Here is a 19520-nt window from a genome sequence, read left to right as displayed (position 1 = left end):
GCGCTCACCCTCCGAACTGGCGCTTGAGGGCGTCGAAGCCGCCCTGGAACACGCCGCCGCCGATATTACCGATCAGCTGCGCCTCCTGTTCGGGGGCGCAGTCGAACTCGGCGGTCCATTCCATGAAGGTCTGGTCGCCGTCCGTGACCGGCGTCAGCCGTAGCGTCGCGACGTAGTTCTCGACCCCCATCGGGGATTCGAGGATCGCGTAGGTGCAGAACATGTCGTAATCGGACAGGCCGAGCAGCTTTTCCCGGATGCGATCGCCGTTGCGCAGGCGAAAATCCCTGACGCAGCCGATCTTGTCAGAGGGCTCGCCGCCCTCGATGCGGCTCTCCGCAATCGCAGGATGCCAGTTCGGCAGTCCGTTGAAGTCGCGCACCCGCGCCCAGACGCGGTCGTTGCGCGCGTTGACGACGGTTGAGACGTAGACGCGGGCCATGATGCGACCTCAGCCCTTCTTCCGGGGGCTGCGCTCGGCGGGCGGCTCGCCGTCGGCCGCAGGCGAGGGCGCAGCGGCCTGCTTCTCGCCGGCACCGCCGCCTCTGCGCGCGGACTCCTTGATGCCCTGCATGTCGCGAGCTTCCCGGATCAGGCCCGGCATCTTGGCGAGGCTGCCGCCTTCGACGCCGATGTCTGCCAGCAGCGAGTCGATCAGCGGCGCCTGGACGCGGTAGCGCAGCGCCGAATCGATCACCTCGTCGGTGGCGCTGCGGCCGCCATTGCCGCCATGGCCGTTGCCGTTGAGGCCATCGACCTGAAGGATGCGGATGCCTTCGATCTTCTCCATCGGCTTGACGCTCTCGCGGACGATGCCCTCGATGCGGTCGAGCAGTTTTCTGCGGAACAGCGAGTAGCGCGCCTGGTCGGTCAGCACGTTCTCGGCCTCGTTGAGCATGCGCTGCGCCTCGGCTTCGACCGCGGCGCGGACCCGCTCGGCTTCCGCGGCAATTCGCGTTTCCTCGGCCTGCTTCTCGGCGATCAGGATCTCCACGGTCTTCCGGCGCTTCGCGATCTCGCTCTCGCGCGCGGTGATGACGCGCTCGGTGGCTTCGGTGGCATGCACCCGTGCTTCCTCGGCCGAGGCTTTGGCCGCGGATTCCTCCAACGACTTCAGGTGAATGGCAATCGCCTTCTCCATCAGAACGGTCTCGACCTCCTTCTCGCGATTGATTTCAAGCTTGCGCAGTTCGCGTTCGCGTCCGATGCGCGCCTCGTCCAGGCCGCGATCGGAGGCAATGCGGGAGCGCTCGACCTCTTCGCGCGCGGCAATTTCGGCTTCCTGGAGCGACTGGACGCGGGCGACTTCGAGTTGTTCGATCGAACGGCGGCGTTCGATCCGCGCCGCCTCCAGCGCTTGCTCGCGCGAGACGTCCGTGGTCTCAACCTCCTTGCGCGCGACGATCTCGGCCTGCCTGACCTGGCGGTCGGCGTCGATGCGCTCGGACCTCTTGGTCGAGAGCGCAATGACGCGGTCCTCATCCGCGATCTCGATCGCCTTCTTGTGCTCGATATTGAGCACCTCGCGCTTCTTGGAGGACGAGATCCGCTCGGCTTCGAGCGCGAGATCGACGCCGATGCGCTGGCGCTCGATGGCGTCGCGGCGCTTCAACTCGGCGGCCTCGAGCACGCCTGTGCGCTCGATCTCGAGCGCGCGCGTGTCACGCTCGGCCTGGATACGCTCGGCTGCAACGGACTTCTCCTGCGCGATCCGGGCGGCCTCGATGGCTTCGCGTGAGGCAATGTCGGCTTCCTCGAGGGCGCGGTTGCGGGCGATTTCCAGGGAGCGAACGCGTTCTTCCTGGGTGATGCGGGCAGCTTCCGTTGCTTCGCGCGCCGTGACTTCTGCGACTTCAAGCGTCTGGTTGCGCTCGATCTCCAACTGCCGGGTACTCTGCTCTGCCGCGATGCGCTCGGCGGCGAGCCTGTGCTCGCGGGCGATGCGCGCCGCCTCGACCGCGCGCTGCGCCTCGATCTCGGCTTCCTGGATGTTGCGCACCTGCTGGATCTCGAGCGCACGGGTGCGCTCATCGGATGCGATGCGCTCGACATTGACAATCATGGTCTGGGCAATGCGGGCTTTTTCGGTCGCCTCGCGGGCGGCGATCTCGGCTTCATCCACAGCGCGGGTCCGCTCGATCTCGCGACGCCGGGTCTCCTCTTCATTGGCGATACGGGCGTCGGTCACCACGCGGTCCTGCTGGATACGCGCTTTCTCGATGGTCTCGCGCGCGGCGATTTCGGCTTCCTCGATGGTCCGCATCCGCTCGATTTCGCGCTGGCGCACCTCGCGCTCGGAGGCGATGCGGCTGGTATCGATCGAGCGCTGGTTGGCGATCCGGGTCTTCTCGATCTCCTCCCGTGCGAGCAGTTCCTTTTCCTCGATGGTGCGGGTGCGCTCGATCTCCCGCTGGCGGGTCTCACGCTCCGAGGCGATGCGGGCTTCGGCGATCGCCTGGTCGTTGGCGATTCGCGCCTTTTCGATGGTTTCACGGGCAGAAATCTGCGCCTGCTCGGCTTCGGTCTCGCGCAGGGCCCGTTCGCGCGCGACCTCGGTGCGTTGCAGGGCACGGCGCATCTCGATGTCACGCTCCTGTTCGAGGCGCGCCGTCTCGCTTTCGCGCTCGATCTCAAGGGCCTGCCGCTCGGCCTCCAGGTTGCGGGACCGGATCTTGATCATCGAATCCTGCTCGATGTCGTTGCGCAGCTTGCGCTTGGCCTCGATGTCCTCCATCAGGCGGGTCAGACCTTCGGCGTCGAAGCGGTTCGAGGGGTTGAAGAATTCGAGGTCCGTCTGGTCGAGATCGGTGATCGCGACTGATTCCAGCTCGAGTCCGTTCTGGGCGAGGGCCTCTGCAGCGTTCGCCTTGAGGCGCGCGACGTACTCACCGCGCTGCTCGTGCATCTGCTCGAGGGTCATCTCCGAGGCAACGGAACGAATGGCTGAGATGAATTTGCCGGCGAGGAGGGCGTGGAGCTGCTCGGGCTCCATTGTGCGGCGGCCGAGCGTGGCGGCCGCAATAGACACAGCTTCGCGGGTCGCCTGGACTCGGACATAGAAATCGGCCTCGATGTCGACGCGCATGCGGTCACGGGTGATCACGGCGTCCTGCCGGGAGCGCACGATGCCCATCGGCTGCACGTTCATGTTGACCGGCGTGTAGTCGTGGATGAACGGCAGCACGAAGGCGCCGCCATTAATCACAACGCGCTCGCCGAGCAGGCCGGTCCGAACGAACGAGGTCTCCTTGGACGAGCGGTGATAGAGCCAGTTCACGATGTAGACGCCGACCACGATCACCACGATGGCAATGATCAGCCAGAGGATCAATTCACCGACCAGAGTCCCTGACATGTTTCCCTCCCTCGACCTTTCGGCGTTATCGCGCGCCGATCGCCTTGAACTTGCGCGCCTGATCCGTCAGCGCCCGCTCGACCGGCAGCCGTTCCATCGAGGAGGCGCCGTAAAAGCCGTGGCAGTAGCGGGTGTTCTTCATGATGAACTCGGCGTCGTCCGGATCGGCGATCGGGCCGCCATGGGCGAGCACCAGAATGTCCGGATTGACGCTGAGCGCGGCGGAGGCCCAGGTGTCGATGCGCGCCGGGCAATCCTTCAGCTTGAGCGCGGTCTGCGCGCCGATGGTGCCCCCGGTCGTCAGGCCCAGATGACAGACGATGATATCCGCGCCCGCGATCGCCATCGCGGCGGCTTCCTTTTCGCTGAACACGTAGGGCGTCGTCAGCAGGTCCTTCTCGCGCGCCTTTGCGATCATGTCGATCTCCAGAGCATAGGACATGCCGGTCTCTTCGAGATTGGCGCGGAACACACCGTCGATAAGGCCGACGGTTGGAAAGTTCTGCACGCCGGCGAAGCCGAGCGCCTTCAACTGGTCCAGGAAAAGATCCATGTCGCGGAACGGATCCGTACCGTTGACGCCGGCGAGCACCGGCGTCCTGGTCACAACGGGCAGCACTTCGCCGGCCATCTCCAGCACGATGGCGTTGGCGTCGCCGTAGGCCATCAATCCCGCGAGCGAGCCGCGGCCGGCCATGCGGTATCGACCGGAATTGTAGATGACGATGAGGTCGACACCGCCAGCCTCCTCGCACTTGGCCGACAAGCCGGTGCCGGCGCCGCCGCCGACGATGGGCTCACCGCGCCCTGCCATGTCGCGGAATCGCTTCAAAAGTGCAGCGCGTTCAAACCGGGCCATCGGTCACCTCGCTAGTCTCCGGCGCGCCCCGGCGCGGCCGAACAATGTTCGGAACGCGCCGACAATGGTGGAGGCGAACTCGGGATCGTTGATGTTCTTGGGGACGCGGATGAGCTGACGGTTGGCGGTCTGCCGCACGTTCCGCTCCAGCGTACGGAACAGCGCCGCATCGGCATCCGGATCCCAAAATGGCTGTCCTCGTGCGTCGAGCGCGGAGACGCCGCCCTCGGGCAGGAAGAAGCGCACCGGGCCGGCCATCCGGTTGAGCCGATCGGCGACCCAGTGCCCCATGCGCTCGTTTTCCTCCGCCGTGGTCCGCATCAGCGTGACCTGCGGGTTGTGGACGTGGAATTTCCTGCCGCGGTAGCGCTCCGGGATGGTCTCGGGGGCACCGAAATTCACCATGTCCAGCGCGCCCACCGAGCCCACGTAAGGCAGCCGGCTGCGGATGATGGCGCCAAAGCGGTCGTCGGTTGCCGGGAACACGCCGCCCATCAGGAGATCGCCGACCTCCGTGGTTGTGATGTCGATGACGCCTGCGAGCTGTCCGGAATCGACGAGCTTCTCCATTGAGCGGCCGCCAACGCCGGTGGCGTGGAAGACGATGCACTCGAAATCCTCGCGCAAATCGGCCGCGATCCTCTGCACAGCCGGCGTGGTGACACCGAACATGGTGATGCCGATTGACGGCAAGCCGCTGTCGTCACGATCCTTCCGTGCATGCTGATCGAGGCGCGCCTTGACCATACCGGCCAGCGCATGGGCGCCATTGGCGAGCACGGCGCGCGAGATCGAGTTGAGGCCCTGCACATCGGCGACCGAATGCATCATGGTGATGTCCGCGGGGCCGATATAGGGCCCGACGTCGCCGGAGGCGACGGACGAGATGATCAGCTTCGGCACCCCGACAGGAAGGGTCCGCATACCCGGCGCGACCAGCGACGCTGCGCCTGAGCCGCCCGCAGAAATCACGCCGTCAACGTTGTTCTGGCGCCGCAGCCAGCTCGCGAAGGCTTCCGCCATCGCGGTGACGGCGGCACCGCGGTCGGGTCCGAACACCGCTGTTCCGCCCCGACCATGGTTCAAGGCGATCTCCTGAGCGGAGACGTCGCTGGCCGCGTGCCTGCCGCTGGTGGAGACATCGACCAATCGCGTGCGCAGGCCGGCCCCGGCGATGATGTCGCGGATGAAGCGGAGCTCAGTGCCCTTGGTGTCGAGCGTACCGACGACCAGCACGACCGGGTGGCCCTGCGTTTGCGCCGCGGCCGGTTCGCGCCCGCGCCGTGCCGTCTCGTCGAGACGCATCACCTGTGTCGAGAACGTGCGGGCGGCGGCCTCGATGCGGGCGATCGGCACCGGCTGCGACCAGCGCGTCGGGGGCGTCGGGTTCGACACGTAGATGCGGATTGCGCCGCCTGGAGGCGTTTGCCGCGGGGTGGGGTTCGCCTCCGTACCCGCTGCCGGTACGTCGAGATCGAGCTCGGCATGCAATCCGACACCGAGCAGGCGCTGCTGCAATGCGCGGTCGGCGGCCAGCCGCGCCGAATCGATGATGCGGTTGACGCGACCGTTGACCATGATGGCGACCTTGCGCGACACGGCCGTCGCCACGCCGATATTCTGCTCGATCACGAGTACGGACATGTCACCATCCTCGCCAAGCCGTAGCAGCATCTCCTCGACCTGGGCAACGATAACAGGCGCAAGCCCCTCGGTGGGCTCGTCCATGATCAGGAGCCGCGGGTTGGTGAGCAACGCGCGGGAGATCGCAAGCATCTGTTGCTCGCCGCCGGAGAGCTGGCCACCGCCGTGATCCTTGCGTTCGGCCAACCGGGGAAACGTCTTGTAGATGCGCTCGACCGTCCAGGCGCCGCGGCGTAAGCCGGCGGCGAGCTGCAGATGCTCGTCGACGCTGAGCGAACGCCACAGCCGCCGTCCCTGCGGGACGTAGCCGACGCCGAGTCGGGCTATGGGGGCGGGCGGCTGCCGAGTGATGTCATCGCCGCGGACGCGGATCGAGCCGCCGCTGACCGGCACCAGGCCCATGATGGCCTTGCACAGCGTGGACTTGCCCATGCCGTTGCGGCCGACGACGGAGAACACGCCGGCCTCGAGTGTCAGGTCCACGCCTTGCAGCGCGTGAGAATGGCCGTAATAGACGTCGAGGCCCCGGATTTCTAGCGCGGCAGCGGAACGGCCGACCTCATTCATGGCCAGCTCCGAGATAAAGCTCCTGCACCTCGGGATCGGACTCGATCTCCTGCGGTAGGCCTTCCTTGAAGATACGCCCGTTGTGCATCATCGTGACGCTCTCGACGACGCGCAACGCCACGTCCATGTCGTGCTCGATGATGATGTAGCCGATATGCGCCGGCAGGGAGGTCAATATCTCGATCAGCTCGGCGCGCTCGGTCGGCGACAGTCCCGCGGCCGGCTCGTCGAACAGGACGAAGCGCGGTGCGCCGGCAAGCGCCAGCGCGATCTCGAGCTGGCGCTGCTGGCCATGCGCGAGCTCGGCAACGGGCTGATCCTTCACGCCCGTGAGATGGACGGCCTGCACGAGAGTTTCGGCCGCGTGCACCAGCGCGTCGTTCTGACCCGGGCGGAGAAACGAGAAGCGCCCCCGCGAGACGCCACGGCAGGCGAGATAGACATTGTCCTGAACCGTGAGGCCGGGGAACAGCGCGGAGATCTGGTAGGTCCGGCGCAGGCCGCGGCGGATGCGCTCGTAGGGGGGGAAGTGCGTGACGTCCTCGCCGAAGAAGCGGATGGTGCCGGAAGAAGGCGGAAAGTCGCCGGTGATGCAGTTGAACAGCGTGGTCTTGCCGGCGCCGTTGGAGCCAAGCACGGCGCGCCGTTCGCCGGGGCGAACGGTCATGGTGACATCGGTGAGCGCCGCGAGCGCGCCGAACAGGCGCGTCACGCCGCGCAGCTCCAGTGCCGCTCCGGCGCCAACGGAAGAGAGACGTTGCGCGACGCTATCCATGGCTGGATCCTTGGCCAGAGCCTCGGTCATGGCGTCCGCTTGAACTGGCCGCGCCGGAACGTTGGCGGCGTCGCCAGCTTTGCCAGAGCCCGATGACGCCGTCCGAGGACCAGAACACGATGGCGAGGAAGCCGAGGCCGATCAGGAGCCGGAAGCGGTTGCCGTCGAGCCCCAGCTTGACCAGGAAGTCGAGCGCGAAGGTGCGCAGTAGCACGAAGATCAGCGCGCCGATGAAGGGTCCGATGGGCCGCGTGATGCCGCCGACGACTGCGATGATGAGGACATCGATGCAGGCTCCTACGCTCACGGATCCCGGCGAGATCTGCCGGTAATTCCAGACCTGGAGCACCCCGGCCAGCGCCGCGACGAAGGACGCGAAGGCGTAGGCCGCGACGCGGTGCGCATTGACGTTGAAGCCGAGCGCCGCCATGCGGCGGGGATTGTCGCGTACGCCCTGCAGCGCCAGGCCGAACGGTGCGCGGGCGACGTAGTCGACGGCGAAGTAACAGGTCGCGGCTACCGCGAGCACGATATAGTAGAAGGGAATGTCGGATCGCCAGTTGATGCCCCAGAAATGCGGCGTGGCAACGGTATTGATGCCGGTATGACCGTTGAAGATCGCCCAGTTCTGGTTGGTGAAATAGTAGAACGCCGCGCCGATGGCGAGGGTGATCATGATGGTGTAGATGCCTTCAGTGCGCACGGCGAGCGCGCCACCGAGTGTGCCGAAGATTGTCGCCAGCGCGAGCGCCATCGGAACCGCGAGCCACCAGGGCCAGCCTAGGCTGATATTGGCGTTGCCGCTGACGCCAAACACCGCGACCATATAGGCGGAGAAACCCGCGATGGTGAGCTGCATCAGGCTGACCATGCCGCCATAGCCGGCAAGAAACATCAGACTCAGCGCCATGAGTCCGAGGATCAGCGTGGTTGCAAATATCTCGATTAGGAAGAAGCCGTTGGCGATCAGCGGCATGATCAGGAGAATGGCTGCCATGGTCCAGGCCGCCGGATTGTCGATCTCCGGCCATCCGCGCAATTTGGAGCGCTGTACCGCCGCAGTGGGACGAACCGTGACACGGGCGTCGTGAGCAAGGGACATGTCAGCGCCTCGCCAACAGGCCCTGCGGCCGGATCGCCAGCACCAGCACCATGATCAGAAAGGTCACGACGATGGCGTAGGTCGGGATGTAGACCGAGCCGAGCTGCTCGGCGAGACCGATGATGAGCGCGCCCAGCGCAGCCCCCGGGATCGAGCCCATGCCGCCGACGATCACGACAACCAGGGAGGCGAGCAGGAAGCGGATATCCTCGCCGGGCGAGAGCGACTGGAAGGTTCCTCCGACGACGCCGGCGATGCCGGCGAGCCCGGCGCCGAGCGCAAACACCACCACGAAGACGAGTTGGATCCGCACTCCGGTCGCAGCCAGGATGTCGCGATCGTCAACGCCGGCGCGGATGATCATGCCGATGCGCGTGCGGTTGAGCGCCAGCCACATCGCCACGCCGATCACGACGGAGGCGGCGAAGATCACGAGTCGGACCAAGGGATAGCGGAGATAGACCGGCTCGCCTGATGATTTGATCGCGGTGACCAGCGGCAGCTCCACAGGTCCGATCAGCCAGTTCGGGGTCTGGATCTGATAGAAATCCCCGCCGCAGGCCCATAGCATCAAATCGGCGAACACGATCGAGAGCCCGATCGTCACCATGGTCTGGCGCAGGTCCTGGCCCTCCATGCGGCGGAAGACGAGGACCTGGAGCAGGACACCGACCAGTGCCGTCAGAATGAAAGCGATGATGAAGCTGAGGACCCATGAGCCGGTCGATGCGCTGATGGCGTAGCCGACATAGCCGCCGAACAAATACAGCGAGCCGTGCGCGAGGTTGACGTTGCGCATCAGGCCGAAGATCAACGTAAAACCGCTGGCGACGAGGAAATAGAGACCGCCAAGCGTGATGCCGTTGAAGAGGGCGTTGAGGAAGACCCGCTTGCGGCCGACCGCATCTTCAAGGCCCTGCGGCCACACTGCGAAAATCAGCCAGAGCGCCACCGCGATCACGATCATGACAACCAGTGCCCAGGCGGGATGGCGTTCGACAAAGCGGGTCATGATCGCCGCTCCGTCTTCACGTCACCCCAACTCTCACCCCGCAAGCGGTGTGAAGGGGCACGCAGACCGATGCCGGCCGCAAGCCCTGCCATGAACGTGCGCTCCCTGTCGAGCGCGATCCTCTTTTCGGGACCGCGTTTGGCGCATCCTAATGCGGCTGTAGGGGAGGCGCTTGATCGTGAGTATCTTTTCGCATGCCGTCAGGCGCGCAAAACCTTGGCCGCGCGGCGATAATCGGTCGGCGCCATGCCGACATTGGCGGCGAAGAAGCGGGTGAATCCGCTCTGCGACGAGAAGCCGAGATCGAAGCCGATATCGGCGATTGGTGCTTCGCTTGCCACCAGCGCCTCCAGCGCCTGCTCCATCATCAGCGTGTTGAGATAGAGATGCGGCGTGACGCCGGTCTGGGTGCGGAACAGCCGGTAGAAATGCGGCCGCGACAAGCCGGATTCGCGCGCGATGGTGTCGAGCTCGATCTCGGCACCGGGACTTTCCGACATCATCTTGATGCACTTGCGCACGCGAAAATCTGTGACGGAGCCGTTTGCGCGCGGATCGCGCGCGGTCGCGGCCTGCTGCCAGCTTTCGTCGTAACAGATATCGATCAGACCTCTCAGCTCGCCGTCGAGGCTGCTGAGCGAGGGGGCGCCGCAAACGAGGGCTGCTGCGTGCCTGATATGCTTGTCCAGCGCAACTGACCGCGTGAACTGGGTACGGCCGAAGCGCAGGCGGTCGGCACCGGGCGCATCGGGCGCGAACCACTCCGCATTGACGTAGAGCACGAAGAAAACGGCGCCGCCTTCGAGATCGGACGGCAGGAAATTATGCGGCTCCCACGGATTGACCGCGACGACGGAACTTTCGGTGAGCTCGTAACGTCCGTCGCTGACATCGATGCATGCAGACCGCCCGCCGACATGGAAGATCAAATGACCTTCGCGATGCGCGTGGATGTTGAAAGGACGGTTCAACTGATAGACCGTCGCCCGGCCAAAGCGGCCGTGGAAGACGGCGAGCGCCCGGCTCATGCCTTCCCTCCCTAACCTTCTTCATTTTTTGGTAACGTTCAACAACCGGGGAGAGAATGCAAGGGCGCTCGTGTCGCGCGCTTTGCAAATCTCTCCCCGCTCAGTCATCGCTCGCGAACGAAGACTACGTCAGTATTTCTTACATTCCGGTACTGTGCGGCTTGGCAAACCGATCTTGGCGAACACCGCGGGATCGTAGCCCAGCGTCTGGTTGACGTTCGGGATCACGTTCACGACCTTTGAGAACAGCGCGCCCTTGCCGTCGTCGACGACCTCGGTGACGAAGTTGGTGCCGATCGCCTGGCGGTTGGAGTCCAGCTTGATCTTGCCGTTGGGCGCGTCGAGCTCGATCTTGGCGAGGGCTTCCTTGTATTTGGTCTGGTTGTTGGAGAGATCGCCGTTGACCTGACGCAGCGCCAGGATGAGCGCCATGGTCGAGCCGTAATAGTTGGTGGCGAGCAGCGATGGGCTCGGGAAGCGCTTGTTGGGCGGGAAGGCGTCCTGATAGTCCTTCACGAACCTCTGCCAACTCGGGTTCTCCCAGGTGTCGGCCTGGCCGCTCGCGGCCAGCGTGCCGACCAGCGCGTTCTTGGCGTTGCCCTTGGACGATAGGATGGTCTGGTCGATCATGATCGAGCCGCCCATCAGATGCGCCTTGCCGCCGGCCTGCTGATACTGGTTCAGGAAGTTGACGGCGTCGGCGCCGCCGAGGCCGAGATAGATGGCATCGACATCATCGGGCAGCGCGGCGATAACCGAGGCAAAGTCCTTGGTGCCGAGCGGCACCCATTGCCGGTTGGTGACCTGTCCGCCGGCGCCGCAGAACTCGAGCACGAGCCCGAACACTTGCGTATAGATGAAGGAGTAGTCTTCGCCGACGGTCGCGATCTTGCGATACTTCTTTTCCTCATATGCGTATTTGCCGAGGCCCACCTGCCACTGCGCGCCGTCCATGTTGTAGCGGAAAAAGTTCGGAGCCGGATCGACATAGGTCGTTTCCTGGGCACCGGAGGCGGCGTTGATGAAGGTCAGCTCGGGATGGGTCTTTGCGAAATTCTTGACCGCGATGCCTTCGTCTCCGGACAGCGGCGACAGCAAGATCTGGACCTTGTCCTGCTCGATTAGCTTGCGCACGGCTCGCACGGCGGAGTCTGGCGTCGCGTCGGTCGAGGCGATGACAAATTCGAGTTCCTTGTCGCCGACCTTCTTGCCGAGCACGTTGAGGGCCGTCTGGAATCCGCGGATGCCGTCCTCGCCCAGCACCGTGTAGGTGCCTTCGAGCGTCGCGGTGACGCCGACCTTGATCTTCTCCTGTGCGAAGACGGTGCCCGAAAGTAACAGGCTGCTCAACGTGATCAGTCCTAGACTGCTTTTCAACATTGCTCCCCTCCGTGGGCGTTCTTATCGCGGTTTTTTACCGCACCTCGCGCGTTCGCCGCGCGGTGCGGCGTCTTGGCGAGGCTGACGGTTCTTGAAATGGAAGCTAACCGAACTCGGATGCAGCGCACGTGTCGGAGCCGGCGCGGTTTAACGGCCAGTCTCATTTTGAATGTTGCGCCGCGATTAACATCGCGGTGCAATAGGCGTCAGGCTTGCCGAATTTGCGGCTTGGTCAAGGCGGCCGCGAGCAACTACTGACCTGACGGCGAATGCGATCTACGGAGCTAAATAAAGAGGAGGAAACCGACCATGGATCTCGGACTCAATGGCGCTAAAGCTCTCGTCACCGGCAGCACCAAGGGCATCGGCGGGCGATCCCTGAAACGTTTGTAGAGGGCGCCGACGTTGGTGTGTGCTGGCGCAATCAGGCCGAGGTTGAGAGCACGGTCGCTGCGCTGAAGGCCAAGGGCGTCGCCTAGGTGGTTCGGTCGACGTCTCCGACGGCGCCGCGCTGAAGGCCTGGGCCGGCGACTTGGCGGCAAGCTTGGCGGCATCGACGTCGTTGTCACCAATGTCAGCGCACTCGCGATTGGACAGGATGACGAAAGCTGGGAGAGCAATTTTCGACCGACATGATGGGTACGGTCCGGCTGGTGAACGCCGCGATGCCCTATCTGGAGAAGAGCGCAGCCGGTGTGATCGTCGCCAGATCGAGTGTCTCCGGACGCGAGATCGATTTCGCGGCCAGTCCGTACGGCACGTTCAAGGCGGCGATCATCCACTACACTCAGGGGTAGCCAATCAGCTTGGGGAAGGGCATCCACGCCAACTCCATTTCGTCGGGCAATACCTATTTCGACGGCGCGGCGTTGGCGCGCGGCGTGCAGTTCCAGCCGCAGTCCGAGGGCGCAATAGGCATGCGGGATTTTGCCAGAACGCTACCCGCGGCTGGGCAGGGCTGCTTGGCCCTATGTCACGCGTGATCAGTATTGTTTCTCTTGCGCGCGACACTTTTGTTGCGGTTGAACGAGGCGCCCCTTCAGGTGAAGGTTCAGCGTATGCTACGCCAGATGATCAAGGCGAACCGTTGCCTTTCGTTCGGTCGATGATTCTGCATAATTATCGCTTTCCCGTGGGGCCCATGATGGATTGGGAGCGAGAGTTCAAGTCCTTCAAATGGTTAGAAGGCGGTATGTGCACGGCGTGCAGTCGTGGCGCCGGTTCCGTGTGGCTCGCCGCGATGCGTACGCTCCGGTTGGGCGGAGATCGCAGTCCCGAACGCCTGTTGCAGACAATGACCGAGGAGTTTCCGGCGAGCACGGTGCTGTCTGAATTGGCCGCCTGACCCCTCTGTCGCCCACCTAGCGTAATTCCGGGATCGACATCGCCGCGTCCTTGAATAAATGTGACCCGCTTGGCTGATGAAGGGCACGTGACGTTTGACCCTGAGTAGGATCCCCGCATGGGCAACGGGATCGCAGGTGCCGCCCGTCAAGTGTTCCTTGATGCACCGAGCGCGGGCCTGGTCGCCGCTCACCAACGCTTCGAGATATCTAAATCCGAGTCTTGCGCACATCTTCGGGATGTCGGCTACGCCTTCTTCAACGACAGCCATCTCGCTTTGGTCCCGGGACCTGAGCGACGCGACGTCGTTTGCGGCGCTCATGAATGTTTCCGACGCCGCTGCGCCCGCCGCCGCCGATTCTTCGTCGGCGAGCTTCGAAGCGTAGTCGGCGGCGGCGGATTGGTAGACCGACAGGAAGTGGTCGCGAAGCGTCTGCTTGGCGTCGTTCATGTGAGTCCCTCGGATTGCGTGCCCCGTCAGCGCACGAATCGTATCTGCTCAAAGGCTTCGAGGGGAGCACGATTGCGCTCGTCCGCGAACCCCTCTTCTTCGTCGCCGAACGGGTCGACAAGCGCGAGGCGGCCGAACGAGATCCCGCTCTTCGCTTCGATCGACCGGATCGCCACCTGCGTCGCCACCTTGAGCTGCTTCGAATTGAACTGGCCGAACACGAACTCCTCTTCCGGCAAGTTCTCCTTCTGCGTCATTTCGTAGCCCGTGGCGCACAGTTTTCGGGTGTCGTCGTGAATGAACGCGATGATCTTCCAGAACGACACAGGAATTCGTACACCGTGCATGGTGGAATCGCTTCTCTTGAAGTACGGTCCGGTAAATACCGAGATCTTCATCTCGTCCTCGCGGGCATGCTGCAAGGCGTAATCTTCCAGCGCCAACCATATCGGGGCGTTGAAGGCCTGCATCTGCGGCGTCACGTTGGTCACGTGCATCGAATCCTGATTTCCACGCTTTGCCGTTTCTGGATCGCCCCAACCCGGATCTTCCCGCCGGGTCATGTGGCCGCGACTGAATTTGGGCGGATTGCCGTAGCATTCGTTCATGATCTGCTGGGACCTTGGTATGCGCGGGTCCCACTTCCAGGCGACGCGGGCACTCTTCACGGAGTTCTTGCCGTCGATGTTGACGGCGCTGAAGAAGCACATCCGCCTTGCGCGGTTCATGACGACAGAATAGTGCTCGTATTTCAGTTCCGTGCCGCTGCCGTCCTCCAATTCGAGAACGTCATGAGCATCGCGCTCGACGACGGGCAGTTCGATGACGTTTCGCGCGCCAAGGAACGATGCTTGATAGCCGTTTCGGTTCCTGTAGTCCGCTGTGGTCGCCTCGGTGCCCTCGGCATCGTCCTCGACGGACATGGTCGGAGCCGTGGGCGGCCTTGATAGCCGGGGGATCGACAGGGCATCCTCGCCCCCTTCGCCTATACTCACGGTGATCTTCAGCGGGATCGTCAGGCTGACGCTGCGCCCTCCGGAGTCTGGACCGGGCGGAGGAGGCGGTGGCAGATTGCTAGTCAGTGCCGCCGTGTCGGGCCCCGGTTTTTCGCGGCGAGGGCGTCCGGCCCGAACGTCCGCTATCACGCGAGCGATGACGTCGGAACGGACGGCGTAGTTCGTTGTCATGAACGTACCGCTGAAATGCAACCCGAATGCTTCGCCGCTGTCGAGATCGAGGACGACTGATCCGGAATTCCCGCCCAACGTCGTGCAATTGTGCAACAACCGGGTCGTTTCGAGGCGGGTGATCCCGCCCGGCGCGAGCCGCTTCTTGTTGTAGATCTTCCCGTACATCGATTCCATGAGGTCGGTATCGGGAATTCTGCTGTCGTAGGCGGGATATCCGATGACGGCAATGCCGTTCGTTTCCGTGGGGTTCTTTGCCAGCCGGATCGGTTGGGCGAGTTTGGTGTCGCCGCTGATCATCTCGATTTCAAAAAGCGAGATGTCGGGCCCGGATTGGGGTTCGATGTGAAGCGGGCGGACGAGCCTGAAAACGAGTTGCTTGTCGTTGCCGATCTCCTGCAGGAAGTCGACCGCTGCTCCGATCCTGCCGGCCGAACCTACCTTGAACGTGAAGCCGTCGCCACTGCGCATGGCGAATTCATTGGCCACGTGGCGATTCGTGACGATCATGTTATCCGCGACAAGCCAACCCGTCCCGATCCATTGGAAGTCGGCGCCGATCAGGTCGATGCGGCCAACGGCGCGGATCGCCGGTTCAAGCAGCGTCTTCGCCTTCTTAAGGCGCTCCTCCCACAGCGTACCTTCCTCCTTGTCCTTGAACACCAGTTCGGTGTCGTTCTCCTTGATCGCGAGAACCGGGCGAAACCGCCGCATCACAATACTTTCCTCGGCGATCGCATGGTCCATGTCTTCGGGGCCGGCCGGTTCGGGCAGCATCTGCGCGCTGACTCCGAGATCGGCGCTTTCCTCCGACAACTTGCTGTCGGTGGCGCGGATCGAAGCATTGAATTGCCTCAGCTTCGATAGCCGGCCTTCCTTGCTCATGTTCACTCCTGTGTCGTTGAATGTCGCTATTCTGCTAACGTAATTCGTAAGGCGCGACGGTAGCAGAAAGTCGCAGTCTGTCGACGTATGCGACGGTCGCACCTAGGGGAATCCCGAGCGTCGAGGACCGAGGCCTGGTTACGGAAGGCGCCTGCCGTCGAATGCGTCCGATGCATCCGTCGGCACGATGTCGTCCCCCGTCACAAATTTGTAGTATTCGGGCGTCGCGAAAGTGACATGCACCGTTGCAGTCTCGGCTCTATGCGAACGGATCGCAATGATGAGATGGGGGTGTCCTTCATCGGCGGTATGGCGCCGGTCGAAGGTCGATTTGTCGATGGGTACGCAGGCACTCTCGCGATCGATCGAATCCAGGGCGATCAATCTGTCATCGCCAGCTTCGGCGACGATCGAGGTCCTGACGCGTTCTCCTCGCGAAGTCTTCGCCGTGACGTCGACGGGCCCCGAGCAGAGGACGGCCCCCCAGACCGACTCGCGCTCCGGTAACGCTACGAGGATGTGAATTGCCGTTTCGCCGACGGTTATCAGCAAAGGGAGAGAGCCCCTGTTGGCGGAGTGCCCTTCTCCCGCACGGCGCTGAAAGGACAGGCACCAACCGACGCCGGATGCTTCGAAGGTCTGGTGCCGCGCAATCAGTCGAATATCTTCTTCAGGACGGAATTGAGCAGCGGGCCGGGTATTCCGAGCACGCGTGCCAATTCCTCCCTGTCTTCCGTGCTAAGCGTGGGCATCGGCGGCTTTGGTTGAGGCTTGCCTCGCAGTTTGTCGAACGAATTGGAGATCAGGTCGAATAATGAGGAGGAAAGGCGGCCGAACACGCCTTGATCGTCTGCTCTTCGCGAAGCTTCCTGGCGTGCTCTCGCGGCGATGAATTCCTCTAGGGACTGCGCCAGCGCGTTCGAAGAGCCCGCGCTCGAACCGCTCGCGCTCTTGACGATGGGATCCCTTCTCCACACCAGCCAGGAGCCGGTTGGAATTACCTTGTCGGCGATTTCCATTACGCCGCCCGCTTCCGGAAACGAAGACGGATCCTCCAGGCTCACCGAGACCGTGATGTCCCAACTGGCCCTCAGCATGGGCGGCGTATCTAGCGCGCGGGGGACGCTCGGGAGCGGATTCTTTCTCCGCAGACAAAGGGCCCGCAGGTCCGGATGATCAGGCCCGAGCAACCTCAGCAGGTTGTTCGTCACGGTCTCGAAGAGCTCTACGTTCTCGGGCTCGTCGCGGAGCACGAGGTGCGCGCCGAGCAAGCCGAGCATCGGATCGTCGAATTTCTCGTCGACAATTTCGAGGCGCAGTTGGTCCGACAGCACTCGCCGCTTCTGCGTGAGCGCGTAGCGTGCGATCTCGCCGAGCTGCGTTCGCCGATCCTGGGGGTCGAATTCGAATTTCGGCGAGATGATTACGGCTCCGCCCGCAATGTCCGGGAGGGATGGACCGGACGACCACGTTGGCGGCGAAAGAAGTATGAAGATCTGCGTCTGGCAACCCGGGGAGGCGAATAATGCCCGCTCGGTTACCGTGCCGCCGGATTGCGTCAACCTAAGCCGGTATGAACCCGGTGCCACGGTTGCGCACATTGCGACCGAATGATCGTTCGGGGTTTCGACGGCCAAGGATCCGAGATCGAGCAGTTGGTTGCCGTTCTCGTCCGCGAGCGAAATGCCTGTCGCCGGATTCGGGGACGCGCCTTGGTTTGATGTAGTCCATTCGCGGCAGAATACGAATAGGCCGGCCCCCTGACCGAAGTCGTGCAGCGGGCTTCGGCTGGCGTTCATCGCCCTCAGCATGTGGTATTCGTGGCTTCGCGTTGTTCCCGCCAGGGGAATCGGCGAGAATATCGGGGGCGGCTGGATGTCGACGAAGAGGTCGCGGTCCAGGGAAATGAGCTTTTCTTCCACTCCGGGCCCGTTGCGGACGCGGATCTTGTAGAGCCCGGGCAGGAGATCCGCCGAGAGGTCTCCCACGGAGTGGGCGACCGTGTTCATGCTTCCATCGAGTACGGAAATCTCGGAAAGTGGTCCGGTCGAAACGTTGAGCGTATTGCTAGATTGTGACATCGACGACCTTTCCGGTCCCGTCGGCTGCGGTAGCTCCCGTAACCTGGAACAAGAGTTCGCCAAGACCGTCGACGACCAGCTTGTACAATCCGCGCGGCAAGTTCCTCTGCCACTCCGCCGGCGAGGGATCGATGGAATCGACTGCTACGAACGCACTGTTTTCAATGCGGGCCGGCCCCCCCGGTTGGGATATCTTGACGCTGACGGGGAAAGTCGAAACCGCAGCCGCAGTTGGTGGCAGAATGTCGAAAGGATCGGGGTTCACCACCTCGGGCATCTTAGCTATCTCGTCGTCGGCCAGGTCCCCCGCCGGAAGCAACTTTATCATATTGTCCTGAAGATAGGCCTTCAATTGTGCCGCCGTCAGGGCGCCGGTGTGTGGGTCTCGCGCCTTTCCCTTCAGGCCCTGAAGGAGTGTCGTCGTGAATACGCCTTGCACGCGCTCTCCGACGATGGGTACCTCCTTTGATATTTGGCGGTTTTTGGCGGAAAAGGCATAAAATCTCCGCCTTACCTGGTTCAAGGGCGCCACCTTCTTTCGCAGAAACGGCGGCGTCAGGTCGACATCGGCCATGTGGCTTCTGCAAGCGTCTTGGAATAGGAACACGTCGTCGAACCAGCCGCCTTCGTGCAGCCGGTCCGCCCATAGGAGCGCCGCTACGTTGTGCACGCGGCTCGAAGTAGCGTTCGCCAGGAGCACTGCGGAGCGGTCGAGGGTAGGAGCGAAGCCGTGTCCCGAGAAGAACAGCCAGATCCGTTTCCCGGCCTTCAATCCCAGCCCTTCCTTGTTGTTGGAGTTCGCGGCGATGTCGACCTTGGTGAAGAAGTCCTCTATCTGGTGCGCAGCCGGCTTGGCGTCCTCGGCGCTCGGGAACGGAGCGAAGTTGGAAGTGACCAGGAGCGTCGCGTTGGAAGACGCGACGCCGCCGCCGTCCGGCGAGATGACCCAGTCGTGAAAGTCGCGCGCGTCGTTCTCCGCTCCTTGAAGCGAAGTAAGTGCGGGATAGAGATTGATCCCGACGATCAGCGCGTAATCGGCAAGTGGCATCTCAGGGATACTGCTGCCTAATGAAGCTCTTGTCCTTCGGCGACAGGTCGGCGTTGGTGCCTGATATCGTCCCGTCCACCGTCCAGCTCGCGGGAATGGGATACATCATGATCGAGGTCGTATCCAGCGTCGTGCCGTTGACCTCGTTACGCGGATAGGCCTCGAACATGTTGTGCTTGATCGTCTCGAGATCCCAGTTGTTGGGAGGACCGGAGAGATCGGCGATGACGGCAGGCTCGTTCCATTGGATCTGATGATCGGGATTCTGGTGTTCGTGTATCAGGCCGAGCGCATGTCCGAACTCGTGCAGGATGACCCTTCGCGCCTCGTCGTCGCTCACATTCGGCGTCAACCAGCCGAAGTTCATCGTGGCTCGCCCGGCTGGGATGTGCTTGCACGTCGTGCCGATGACCGACCATGACCCCTTGAACTTGAACGTGATCCGTATGTTGGCGACAGCGCCGTTTACCCAACTGAAGTTCAGGTTGGCCAATCCATCTGTCCATCCCGCGGCGTGCTTCTTCACCAGTTCCTTCTGCTCGTCGGTGCCGTCCAGGAAAGCGATGGTGATGGTCGCCCCGGTCTCCCATTTGCAGTCCTTGACCAGGACTGCCTTGTCCGTGCCGGTCTTCGGCGGCGTTGCCTGAAACCATGCGAAGCACCATTGCTTGTCGGAGCCTTCGTTTCCGCCTGTCATGACTGCATGTCCTCTATGATTGTCGACCCGTCCCCCAAGCAGGATAGCAGGACGGCCGGGACACGTACCGCGGGATACTCCTAGGATACGAAGGGCATTTTGCTC

At 63.1% G+C, this 19520-nt stretch carries 15 protein-coding genes and 1 pseudogene; 1 reads left to right on the top strand and 15 read right to left on the bottom strand.

The genetic code is table 11. The features are described from left to right. Nucleotides 1-4 precede the first annotated feature (4 nt). From IVA88_RS25110 to IVA88_RS25070, 9 genes are all read right to left on the bottom strand, one after another. The gene (locus tag IVA88_RS25110; protein WP_247499830.1) at nt 5-442 is read right to left on the bottom strand and encodes an SRPBCC family protein; all 438 of its coding nucleotides are present in this window, start codon (nt 440-442) and stop codon (nt 5-7) included. 9 nt (nt 443-451) lie between these two features. Next, nucleotides 452-3355 (bottom strand): flotillin family protein, encoded by a 2904-nt coding sequence (locus IVA88_RS25105; RefSeq protein ID WP_247499829.1) that lies wholly within the window; start codon nt 3353-3355, stop codon nt 452-454. A 25-nt stretch (nt 3356-3380) separates the two neighbouring features. After that, nucleotides 3381-4214, bottom strand: a complete 834-nt coding sequence (locus tag IVA88_RS25100; RefSeq protein WP_247499828.1) for a phosphoenolpyruvate hydrolase family protein — start codon at nt 4212-4214, stop codon at nt 3381-3383. Nucleotides 4215-4217: 3 nt separating this feature from the next. After that, nucleotides 4218-6425, bottom strand: a complete 2208-nt coding sequence (locus IVA88_RS25095) for an ABC transporter permease (RefSeq protein WP_247499827.1) — start codon at nt 6423-6425, stop codon at nt 4218-4220. Next, a complete protein-coding gene (locus IVA88_RS25090) occupies nt 6418-7200 on the bottom strand; it encodes an ABC transporter ATP-binding protein (RefSeq protein ID WP_247500409.1) in 783 nt (260 codons plus the stop codon). The genes IVA88_RS25095 and IVA88_RS25090 overlap by 8 nt, the downstream gene beginning before the upstream one ends. After that, entirely contained in the window at nt 7193-8302 is a 1110-nt protein-coding gene (locus IVA88_RS25085; RefSeq protein ID WP_247499826.1) for a branched-chain amino acid ABC transporter permease, read from the bottom strand. The genes IVA88_RS25090 and IVA88_RS25085 overlap by 8 nt, the downstream gene beginning before the upstream one ends. Before the next feature lies 1 nt (nt 8303). Continuing rightward, nucleotides 8304-9314, bottom strand: coding sequence for a branched-chain amino acid ABC transporter permease (locus tag IVA88_RS25080; protein ID WP_247499825.1), 1011 nt, complete (start codon nt 9312-9314; stop codon nt 8304-8306). A 200-nt stretch (nt 9315-9514) separates the two neighbouring features. Beyond that, nucleotides 9515-10342 carry an AraC family transcriptional regulator gene (locus IVA88_RS25075; RefSeq protein WP_247499824.1) on the bottom strand — a complete coding sequence of 276 codons (828 nt, stop codon included), beginning with the start codon at nt 10340-10342 and terminating at the stop codon, nt 9515-9517. A gap of 129 nt (nt 10343-10471) precedes the next feature. Beyond that, nucleotides 10472-11722, bottom strand: coding sequence for an ABC transporter substrate-binding protein (locus tag IVA88_RS25070; RefSeq protein ID WP_247499823.1), 1251 nt, complete (start codon nt 11720-11722; stop codon nt 10472-10474). A gap of 309 nt (nt 11723-12031) precedes the next feature. Between IVA88_RS25070 and IVA88_RS25065 the strand changes: the two are divergent. Next, nucleotides 12032-12585, top strand: a pseudogene (locus tag IVA88_RS25065) (SDR family NAD(P)-dependent oxidoreductase); the annotation flags it as partial. A 317-nt stretch (nt 12586-12902) separates the two neighbouring features. On the opposite strand, the gene IVA88_RS25060 reads toward IVA88_RS25065, so the two are convergent. From IVA88_RS25060 to IVA88_RS25035, 6 genes are all read right to left on the bottom strand, one after another. Then, entirely contained in the window at nt 12903-13517 is a 615-nt protein-coding gene (locus IVA88_RS25060) for a hypothetical protein (protein ID WP_247499822.1), read from the bottom strand. A 26-nt stretch (nt 13518-13543) separates the two neighbouring features. Beyond that, the gene (locus IVA88_RS25055) at nt 13544-15589 is read right to left on the bottom strand and encodes a DNA/RNA non-specific endonuclease (protein WP_247499821.1); all 2046 of its coding nucleotides are present in this window, start codon (nt 15587-15589) and stop codon (nt 13544-13546) included. A 138-nt stretch (nt 15590-15727) separates the two neighbouring features. After that, nucleotides 15728-16141, bottom strand: a complete 414-nt coding sequence (locus IVA88_RS25050) for a hypothetical protein (protein WP_247499820.1) — start codon at nt 16139-16141, stop codon at nt 15728-15730. Between the two features lie 101 nt (nt 16142-16242). After that, on the bottom strand, nt 16243-17598 hold the full coding sequence (locus IVA88_RS25045) for a hypothetical protein (protein WP_247499819.1): 1356 nt from the start codon (nt 17596-17598) through the stop codon (nt 16243-16245). A gap of 58 nt (nt 17599-17656) precedes the next feature. Next, on the bottom strand, nt 17657-18718 hold the full coding sequence (locus tag IVA88_RS25040; RefSeq protein WP_247499818.1) for a caspase family protein: 1062 nt from the start codon (nt 18716-18718) through the stop codon (nt 17657-17659). 1 nt (nt 18719) lies between these two features. Next, complete coding sequence (locus tag IVA88_RS25035; RefSeq protein ID WP_247499817.1) at nt 18720-19415, bottom strand: M12 family metallopeptidase; 696 nt, start codon at nt 19413-19415, stop codon at nt 18720-18722. Between the last annotated feature and the right edge of the window lie 105 nt (nt 19416-19520).

The organism is Bradyrhizobium sp. 149 (assembly GCF_023073915.1).
Lineage (GTDB): Bacteria > Pseudomonadota > Alphaproteobacteria > Rhizobiales > Xanthobacteraceae > Bradyrhizobium.
Note: the sequence above shows the minus strand (reverse complement) of the source record. Positions and strands in the feature narration are given on the sequence as shown.

Excerpts from the sequence above, each read along its gene's own strand:
- IVA88_RS25040 (WP_247499818.1), bottom strand. The coding sequence starts at position 18,718 with ATGCCACTTGCCGATTACGCGCTGATCGTCGGGATCAATCTCTATCCC.
- IVA88_RS25055 (WP_247499821.1), bottom strand. The coding sequence starts at position 15,589 with ATGAGCAAGGAAGGCCGGCTATCGAAGCTGAGGCAATTCAATGCTTCG.
- IVA88_RS25085 (WP_247499826.1), bottom strand. The coding sequence starts at position 8,302 with ATGTCCCTTGCTCACGACGCCCGTGTCACGGTTCGTCCCACTGCGGCG.
- IVA88_RS25035 (WP_247499817.1), bottom strand. The coding sequence starts at position 19,415 with ATGACAGGCGGAAACGAAGGCTCCGACAAGCAATGGTGCTTCGCATGG.
- IVA88_RS25100 (WP_247499828.1), bottom strand. The coding sequence starts at position 4,214 with ATGGCCCGGTTTGAACGCGCTGCACTTTTGAAGCGATTCCGCGACATG.
- IVA88_RS25095 (WP_247499827.1), bottom strand. The coding sequence starts at position 6,425 with ATGAATGAGGTCGGCCGTTCCGCTGCCGCGCTAGAAATCCGGGGCCTC.
- IVA88_RS25105 (WP_247499829.1), bottom strand. The coding sequence starts at position 3,355 with ATGTCAGGGACTCTGGTCGGTGAATTGATCCTCTGGCTGATCATTGCC.
- IVA88_RS25045 (WP_247499819.1), bottom strand. The coding sequence starts at position 17,598 with ATGAACACGGTCGCCCACTCCGTGGGAGACCTCTCGGCGGATCTCCTG.
- IVA88_RS25080 (WP_247499825.1), bottom strand. The coding sequence starts at position 9,314 with ATGACCCGCTTTGTCGAACGCCATCCCGCCTGGGCACTGGTTGTCATG.
- IVA88_RS25060 (WP_247499822.1), bottom strand. The coding sequence starts at position 13,517 with ATGAACGACGCCAAGCAGACGCTTCGCGACCACTTCCTGTCGGTCTAC.
- IVA88_RS25075 (WP_247499824.1), bottom strand. The coding sequence starts at position 10,342 with ATGAGCCGGGCGCTCGCCGTCTTCCACGGCCGCTTTGGCCGGGCGACG.
- IVA88_RS25070 (WP_247499823.1), bottom strand. The coding sequence starts at position 11,722 with ATGTTGAAAAGCAGTCTAGGACTGATCACGTTGAGCAGCCTGTTACTT.
- IVA88_RS25110 (WP_247499830.1), bottom strand. The coding sequence starts at position 442 with ATGGCCCGCGTCTACGTCTCAACCGTCGTCAACGCGCGCAACGACCGC.
- IVA88_RS25090 (WP_247500409.1), bottom strand. The coding sequence starts at position 7,200 with ATGGATAGCGTCGCGCAACGTCTCTCTTCCGTTGGCGCCGGAGCGGCA.